Here is a 7,266-nt window from a genome sequence, read left to right on the forward strand (position 1 = left end):
CAAAAAACGGTTGAACCGGAAGGTTCGGCCGTTTTGTTGTTTAACCGGCGAACTCCGCACCCACCCGTGCGGATCGCCGCATGTGACTGGCTGATTGCCGTCCGGCGGTCAACCTTCGTCGACCGGTTGGGTCGACACCTCGCAACAGGAGGTGGCTCATGCCCCCACTGCTGACCGAGGCTCTTCAATACGCCGGCGCGTTCCCGTTCCTCGGGTTCGCCCTTGGCGTCGTGATCCTGGTCGCTGCTTTCAGCGACCAGGTCAACCGTCGTGTCGTGCGCCTTATCAGGGCGTTCCGCGGCGGGAAGAAGTAGCCAAAAATCACAGGTGCCCCCAACCGACATGTGATTCGCGACGGTAGATGGCCGATTTCGAGCGACGCTATTTGTCATCTCTCAGCCTCAAATGGCGATTGCTGTTCGGGGCATCCCGCGCTTCAGGTGGTTCCCGATGATGGCCGTCCGCCGGTGAGGCGGCCTCGGAATTCGTTACACCAGTCGCGGTCGGCGCGGAGTCCGTGCCAGGTGAGACGGAAGATTTCAGTCACGTGCGATGGTCCGACGGTTTCGGAGCGCTCGATCATCGCGTGCTCCATCGCGAGAGCGTCGTCGATGACTTGGACGCGGGTAGTTAGCCCCGCGTCGAGTTCCTCAATGCTGAGGCTCGGGGTGAAGTAGAGCAAGGGCATCAGGCTCATCGGCTGGAAGTCACGCTCGTGAAGCAGGCCGAGCATGAGCTCGCGGAGTTCTTCTCGCCCGGTCGGAGCGCAACGATACTCGGTGGCTCGCCCAGTCGAACCCAGCACAGGCTCCACTGCTCCATGGGCGGTGAGGGTGCGGAGTTGCTGGTAGATGGACGCGGGCGCGATCGTCGTCCACCGGGATACGGCCCACTCGTCCAGAGTCTTCTGGATCCCGTAGCCGCTGATCGGTTGCCGGTATGCGATCACGCCGAGCACCATCAGCCGTGTGGTCTGTCTCGACATGGGCGACCGCCTCCTCTAAGCTTTACTAAAACTATAGTAAGGGGTTCGAGATGGCGGCAGTGAGACCGCGTGGCGATTACGGCATCGACGCACCATGGGTTCCCTGGATGTGGATCGGATACACCGTGCTCTACGCCGCGATCACGATTGCAGCGGCGACTCTTTGGGATGCCTGGTGGTGGGTCGTGGCGCTCGTCGGCCTTGCGACCATCGGCTTTGCCGCGGGAGCCGCGCTCTACTGGCACACCTCGTTGCGCGGCAAGTTCGTCCTCTGGGATCGGCTTCTCTCTCAGACGACTCTCTCGGGCGGCTCATCCGCTTTGGATCTGGGATGTGGGCACGGCACTGTCGCGATCATGACAGCTCTACGGTTCCCCGACACCATCGTGACCGGCATCGACCTCTGGCGCTCCGTCGATCAATCCGGCAACACCATTACCGCCGCGCAGAGCAACGCAACACTGAACGGCGTCCAGGACCGCATCCACTTCGACACCGGAGACATGACCGCACTGCCCTACCCTGACGGCACCTTCGACCTGGTCACTGCGAGCTTGGCGATCCACAACATTCGGAGCCGCGACGGTCGTCACCGAGCCGTCTCCGAGGCTGTCCGAGTCCTCGCCCCGCAGGGCCGCATCCTCATCGCCGACATCCGCCGTGCGAAGGAGTACGCGACTGACCTGCGCGCCGCAGGCCTCACCGTCACGACCTTCCCACTTGGTTGGCGCGGATGGTGGAGCGGGCCCTGGATGAAAACAACCGCCGTCACTGCAACCCGATAGTCCGTCCCTCTTCTCCGCTACCGGGAGTGGGACGCCCTCGCGAACGACCGTTCATGAGTCAGCTGACACCCTCCTCGCTCATGTGGACTTTGGCGCTCTTTGGCGGTTTTCTGTGGTCGCTTTTTGTCGCTAGTTGCCGATGACGAGGATGCTGGCGGCGGCCTCGATGACGTCGTCGGTAATGCTGTCCAGCTGGTTGATCTTGAGTACTCGGTTGATCTGGGGGAATAGCCGCTCGAGGAGGCGGAAGTTGCCGCGGGTTATGCGTTCGATCGCAGCAATTGCTTGCGCGTCAGTGAAGTCGTCAGGGTCGAGAGTTCTGCCGAGTCGCTTCCAGTGGCGGTCGAGAACAAAGAGGAGTTCTTCGCGGCCGAGGGCACGGTAGTGATGTGAGAACCCGAGCCGACTGTAGAGCTGGGGGTAGTGGCGGAATCGTTCGTCAATGCCGGGCATTCCGATCAGGATCATCGCCCGGTTGGTGCGGTCGTGCTGATCGCGAAGTAACTCCAGTGCCGTGGGCGTGAGGCGTTCGGCTTCGTCGATGATAAGCAGCTCGACGAGGCGAGTGACGTCGTTCTGCCTCAGCCGTTCCGGCTCAGGCATCAGGGAGCGGATGTGCTCGTCGGCGCAGATGCCGACTTTCATCTGCCAGTGGTCGATGTCGTGCATGAGGTCTTTGGGTCGGCAGAGGACTTCGGGGGTGTAGAAGACGGTGCGGGATCGGTTCGCGAGAGCGTAGTGTTTCGCGTCGTGGTCTCCTCTGGGTCCCCATTCGTTGATGTAGGGCTCGAGGGCGTCCCAGTTGGCGTAGCGGCGTGCGGAGTTGGTTTTCCCGACGCCGGCGGCGCCGTGGCAGATCCCGATGGTTTTCTCTTTCCGCACGGCGTTGGCGAACTCGGTGAAGCGTCGGTGTTCTTTGGTGACGATGAATGCCTGGTTCATCACTCGTCCTCTTCGTAAGTGCGCAACTTCGGCCGCCGCTTCGTCGGTTGAGGGGTGCGGGGTTCCTCGCGTGTGGCCACGGTCGGGATGCGATCGTTGATGGCTCGGCGCAGCTGCTTGCGGCGGGTGCGGCGGGCCGTTTCGATGTCGCGGAGGCTGAGGCGAAGGTTGGGATGGGCTTCGTCGATGGCTGTGCAGATGAACGTGTCGCGGTCGTACACGCGGATCTCGGAGATGTCGCGGGGGTCGTACCGGATCGTGATGGTATGCCCGACGAACGGGGCCAGGGTCGGGGCGAGATAGCGCTGGCCTTGGAAGTGGATGCCGTCGCGTTGCACGACCCGGTTCTTCGGAACAGTAAGGAGCAGCCCGTCGAGTTCTGTGAGGCTGTCGGGCATCCGAGGCAGCCAGCCATCCGCAACCCACGCGTCGCGCGGTGAGGTCCCCAGTTCGCTGTGGGTTCGCTCGTTGTAGGTGCCAATGAATTCGCTGATCGCACGATCGAGGCCGGCAAGGTCGAGGACCGGTGCAGGTGTCCGGCTGCCGGATCGGAGGTGGCCGGGGAGCGTGGCCAGGAGCTCGGTGTTAATGGTGCGGAAGAACCGCTCGATCTTCCCTCGTCCCTGGGGTCGGCCGACGGTCGAGTGGATGATCCTGATGTGCAGGGCGATCGCGGTCCGCTCAAGGTGATGGCTGATGAAGTCGGAGCCGTGGTCCACATGCAGGATGTCTGGGATGCCGCACATCGCCCACGCGGGATCGGTCTTGCGCCAGATGGCCTGCCGCAAGGCGAGGGCGGTGTTGATTGCTGAGGGTGCGCCGGTGAAGACCATGTACCCGCAGATCGCCCGGGAGTAGTCATCCATCACCGTCGTCAGCCAGGGCCTGTCAGGTTTCCCGTCAGCGCCGACGATGAGGATATCGAGTTCGGTGTGATCGGACTGCCACGTCTGGTTGGGGTGTTCCGCTCGGCGCCGGAAGACGAGCTCGTGCTTGTCCCGGTACGAGACCGGGCCTTCAAGTGCCAGCGTGACAAGAGCCGGATCGAGTGCCTGCACGATCTGTCGCACGGTCGCGTAGCTCGGCGACGGCAGTGCGTGAGCTCTCGCATCCGTAGAGGCGAGCCGGTGCAAGGTGGCGATGCCCGGGCGTGGCCGAGTGAGTGCTAGTCGTTCGATGAACGCGACCGTCTCCGCTGGGGTTCGGCGCACGCCCTTGTCGGTGCGGTCATGAGGGTCGAGGGCTGCGACGCCGCCTACGCGGTAGAGATGTTTCCAGCGTTGCAGCGTTCGGACGGAGATCCCGGTCTCTCGGGCGAGGACTGCGAGCGGGATCTGGTCTTCGACATGCAGCCGAAGAACACGCCACCGCTCGGCCGCGTCCATGCGTCACCTACACGGTGGTGCTCTCGCGAGCCGCGAGGGCCTTCTGATGCCGGTAAAGAGTGGCGCGGCTCCACCCGACGAGTTTCGCTGCGTCCTCCGCGGTTCGGCCTTTTGCCCTGGCCTCGGTGACGAGCTTGAGCTTGTCGGCAACGACGACGGGATCTGACAGGGGCCGGCCGAACTTGGTGCCGCCTTCCCGGGCGGCCGTGATCCCGGCGTTCACACGTTCCGTGATCAGTTCACGTTCGTACTCAGCCAAGGTGGCAAGCATGTTGAGCATCAGCCGACCTGACGTCGTCGACGGGTCGATGCCATCCGAGAGACTCTTCACCTGCACGTCCCGCTCCCGAAGCAGCTTCACCGTGTTCAGCACATCGATCAATGACCGTCCGAGTCGGTCGACCCGCCAGACTACGACGGTGTCACCGGGCTCGGCGTAGTCGAGGAGCTTCTTCATCCCGGGGCGGGAGATCGCGGTCCGGCTGCCCGAAGTGACGTCGGCGAAAATGTCCCGCTCTTGGACGCCGGATTTGACCAAGGCGTCGACCTGCAACTTCGCGTCTTGGCTTCTGGTGCTGACCCGCGTATACCCGAGATGTCTCACAGAACCATTCTGCCTTAGAAAGTGCTAGAAGCGGCGGAGCAAAGACACTTCACGGTAAGACATGTTTCCAAGACAAACCGCGTCCCGGAAATCCGGCACGTCTCCGCGAGGCTCAGAAGAGGTCCGGCGTGCCTCGAAAAGCTTTTGTTTTCCAAGACGTAGTGCGACCGGCAGACCTGGTGCGCACTATCGTCTGAGTGGGGATCGCCTCGCCGCTCCTGACATAGATAGGCAAGCCGCGTCGAGAAGTTACAGCGAGCAGTGCGCTGGTATCGGTGCCCGATACTCTGATCCCATGTCGCCTTCGTCCTCGCTGCGTGTTCGCCCGCGAGTGTGGCTGGGCGTCGTCGCCTACCTCGCGTACCTTGCCGTGTTTTACGGCATCTGGATTCTCAACGGGATCGATTACCCGAACATCGGCGACAGCGCAGACACCCTATGGAAGTGGTACGTTGCGCCTCTGCTTGGCGGCCTTGTCATCATCGTCATCATCGTCTCAATATTCGGCTGGTGGCGACCAGCCCTGTTCGAGACACGGAAGCGTCTGCCCGGTTGGGTGTGGGTTCTGCCCGCTATTTTCGCGGCGGCCGCGGTAGTCAATCTTGTGACCGGTGACACCTCGCACGTCACGCCGACAATGTGGTTGCTGTTGGTTCTCGGCAGTCTGATCGTGGGATTCAACGAAGAACTCGTCACCCGTGGCCAACTCATCGTCGCCTTGCGCAGCCGCTTCGGTGAACTCGGGGTCTGGTTCTTCAGCACCCTCCTGTTCGGCCTGCTGCACCTGCCCAACACCGTCTTCGGCACCGGCCTCCCCGGCATCTCTCAAGTGTTCATCACGTTCTTGTTCGGCAGCGTTCTGTACCTCACCCGGCGAGTGGGCGGAACACTCATCATCGCCATGGTCCTGCACGCCCTGTGGGACTTCTCCTCGTTCGCGGCAGCCACTGCCGTTACCGCGATCGTCGGTATCCCGGTGGGAATCGCCGCGGTCATCATCGCGATCGTTCTCACCCGCAAGGAAAGCAAACAGCGAACCGTCACAGCGTCAGCCCAGTGAACGCCATAGCTTCACCGTTGCCCGTGTAGATGGGGACGCCATGCGCTGTGCGCGTCCGTAGCGGTTAAGCGACCGCTTGGGCGGGCTCTGTTTTCGCGCGTCGTGTGCGCGCGTCCTGCCTGATGCAGCTGATCAGCAGCACCAGGGTGAGCATCCACAGGATGGCCTGGGTGGTGATTGTCACCGGCGACGGGCTCAGATCGTCTGCCGATCTCGAGCTGAGGTCCCCGCTGGAGACCCGCAACGCGAAGTCGGACAGCGCATGCAACGCCATCGCAACCCACAGCCGCCCTGTTGCTCTGAAGACCCCATAGAGCACGGCACCGGCCGCTGCCGCCACGCTCACCTGGAACGCCACGAACCCGATCGGGAGCCCTGCGAGCACGCTGCCCAGCGCGTGCGCGGCGCCGAACAGCAACGACGTGACGACAAGTGTCAGCGTCTCACCGTGGTGAGAGCGCAGGCTCGCCCGAAGGATGCCGCGGAAATAGAGCTCTTCGCCCACCCCGACCATGATGTTCACGACCAGAATCACCAGGAGCGCTCCGACGCTCCATCTGCCCCACGGAGTGCCCACGAGCAGGATGACCGATTGCGCGAGGAGCAGGATTGGGAACGCGAGCATCCACCAGCGCCGCGGCTGCGTCTCGAACGACGCCGGCGTACGCCACACGTCGTTCCTCCAGCCAGCACGCCAGACGAAGATCAGTCCGACAGCGATGAGCGGGATCAGAACCGGGAAATGGCTCAGAGCCAGTTCCGCGACGTCGTTCGTGGTCGGAAACCACTGATCCAAAAGGTTCCCAACACCTCCGGCCAGCGCCACGTAGACGATGACGGCAACAAGACCGATCCAGAACCGTTGGGGAACTCTCACCCGTTCACTTCCTTCCGCGCCGTCCCGCGCACATGCTTCGTATTGGGTTCGGCCGAGCCACAACCGTCGATGACGACCCTGTCAGACCAGGGCCGGGTCCGCAGCGAGTTCCTTGCGAGGAAAGGCGCGATCCTTCCCACCACTGAAGATGAGCACGATCAGCAGGATCAGACCGGCGGCGATCACCACCAGATTCCCGAACCCGGCGAAAAGAGCGAGGGGCGCTGTGGACGGGTAAGTGTTCTGTAGGAAGATGCTCGGATCGGTGCTGGCATGCAGCAGAATCGGCACGATCAACAACCCGGTGACTCGGTAGGCCAGGTACATCAGCAGACCGAAGAAGAACGTGTAGCCGACTTGGACGATCGTCGTGAACCCGGCCTGTCCCCCGAAGAAGTTACCGGCGTGCAAGATCGCAAACAAACCGGCAGACACCAAGGCGACCGCGATTTCGGGATGACCAGCCTTGCGCATCAAATTCACCACGAAACCACGCGTGAGCACCTCTTCCGCGAAACCGATGAACAGCCCCGTCAGTAGCCAGGACAAGATCACTGTGAACCGTCCCCGGTTTGATGCCGCTTCCTTTCGAGTGTGGAAGGAAGATAGAGATCATGCCGAAGAAGAT

The 7,266-nt window shown here is 62.6% G+C and carries 9 protein-coding genes; 3 read left to right on the plus strand and 6 right to left on the minus strand.

Annotated features, from left to right (window positions below):
- The first annotated feature begins 158 nt into the window (after positions 1-158).
- Positions 159-314 carry a hypothetical protein gene (locus LLS1_RS18870; protein WP_226657975.1) on the plus strand — a complete coding sequence of 52 codons (156 nt, stop codon included), beginning with the start codon at positions 159-161 and terminating at the stop codon, positions 312-314.
- Positions 315-436: 122 nt separating this feature from the next.
- On the opposite strand, the gene LLS1_RS18875 is transcribed toward LLS1_RS18870, so the two are convergent.
- The gene (locus LLS1_RS18875; protein WP_226657977.1) at positions 437-985 is read right to left on the minus strand and encodes a PadR family transcriptional regulator; all 549 of its coding nucleotides are present in this window, start codon (positions 983-985) and stop codon (positions 437-439) included.
- Positions 986-1,035: 50 nt separating this feature from the next.
- Here LLS1_RS18875 and LLS1_RS18880 point away from each other — a divergent pair, with 50 nt between their 5' ends.
- On the plus strand, positions 1,036-1,770 hold the full coding sequence (locus tag LLS1_RS18880) for a class I SAM-dependent methyltransferase (protein ID WP_226657979.1): 735 nt from the start codon (positions 1,036-1,038) through the stop codon (positions 1,768-1,770).
- Between the two features lie 129 nt (positions 1,771-1,899).
- Here LLS1_RS18880 and LLS1_RS18885 read toward each other — a convergent pair whose 3' ends face one another.
- The 3 genes from LLS1_RS18885 to LLS1_RS18895 are packed head-to-tail and all read right to left on the minus strand — an operon-like array spanning position 1,900 to position 4,701.
- A complete protein-coding gene (locus LLS1_RS18885) occupies positions 1,900-2,712 on the minus strand; it encodes an AAA family ATPase (RefSeq protein WP_226657980.1) in 813 nt (270 codons plus the stop codon).
- Positions 2,712-4,097 carry a Mu transposase C-terminal domain-containing protein gene (locus LLS1_RS18890; protein ID WP_226657982.1) on the minus strand — a complete coding sequence of 462 codons (1,386 nt, stop codon included), beginning with the start codon at positions 4,095-4,097 and terminating at the stop codon, positions 2,712-2,714. The genes LLS1_RS18885 and LLS1_RS18890 overlap by 1 nt, the downstream gene beginning before the upstream one ends.
- A gap of 7 nt (positions 4,098-4,104) precedes the next feature.
- The gene (locus tag LLS1_RS18895; protein WP_226657984.1) at positions 4,105-4,701 is read right to left on the minus strand and encodes a recombinase family protein; all 597 of its coding nucleotides are present in this window, start codon (positions 4,699-4,701) and stop codon (positions 4,105-4,107) included.
- A 295-nt stretch (positions 4,702-4,996) separates the two neighbouring features.
- Here LLS1_RS18895 and LLS1_RS18900 point away from each other — a divergent pair, with 295 nt between their 5' ends.
- Positions 4,997-5,761, plus strand: coding sequence for a CPBP family intramembrane glutamic endopeptidase (locus LLS1_RS18900; protein WP_226657985.1), 765 nt, complete (start codon positions 4,997-4,999; stop codon positions 5,759-5,761).
- 64 nt (positions 5,762-5,825) lie between these two features.
- On the opposite strand, the gene LLS1_RS18905 is transcribed toward LLS1_RS18900, so the two are convergent.
- Positions 5,826-6,638 carry a CPBP family intramembrane glutamic endopeptidase gene (locus LLS1_RS18905; protein ID WP_226657988.1) on the minus strand — a complete coding sequence of 271 codons (813 nt, stop codon included), beginning with the start codon at positions 6,636-6,638 and terminating at the stop codon, positions 5,826-5,828.
- Positions 6,639-6,719: 81 nt separating this feature from the next.
- The gene (locus LLS1_RS18910; protein WP_264186959.1) at positions 6,720-7,187 is read right to left on the minus strand and encodes a CPBP family intramembrane glutamic endopeptidase; all 468 of its coding nucleotides are present in this window, start codon (positions 7,185-7,187) and stop codon (positions 6,720-6,722) included.
- Positions 7,188-7,266 lie beyond the last annotated feature (79 nt).

Source organism: Leifsonia sp. LS1, from assembly GCF_020521355.1.
Lineage (GTDB): Bacteria > Actinomycetota > Actinomycetes > Actinomycetales > Microbacteriaceae > Leifsonia.

Coding starts and splice junctions, on each gene's coding strand:
- LLS1_RS18870 (WP_226657975.1), top strand. CDS start 159: ATGCCCCCACTGCTGACCGAGGCTCTTCAATACGCCGGCGCGTTCCCG.
- LLS1_RS18875 (WP_226657977.1), bottom strand. CDS start 985: ATGTCGAGACAGACCACACGGCTGATGGTGCTCGGCGTGATCGCATAC.
- LLS1_RS18880 (WP_226657979.1), top strand. CDS start 1,036: ATGGCGGCAGTGAGACCGCGTGGCGATTACGGCATCGACGCACCATGG.
- LLS1_RS18885 (WP_226657980.1), bottom strand. CDS start 2,712: ATGAACCAGGCATTCATCGTCACCAAAGAACACCGACGCTTCACCGAG.
- LLS1_RS18890 (WP_226657982.1), bottom strand. CDS start 4,097: ATGGACGCGGCCGAGCGGTGGCGTGTTCTTCGGCTGCATGTCGAAGAC.
- LLS1_RS18900 (WP_226657985.1), top strand. CDS start 4,997: ATGTCGCCTTCGTCCTCGCTGCGTGTTCGCCCGCGAGTGTGGCTGGGC.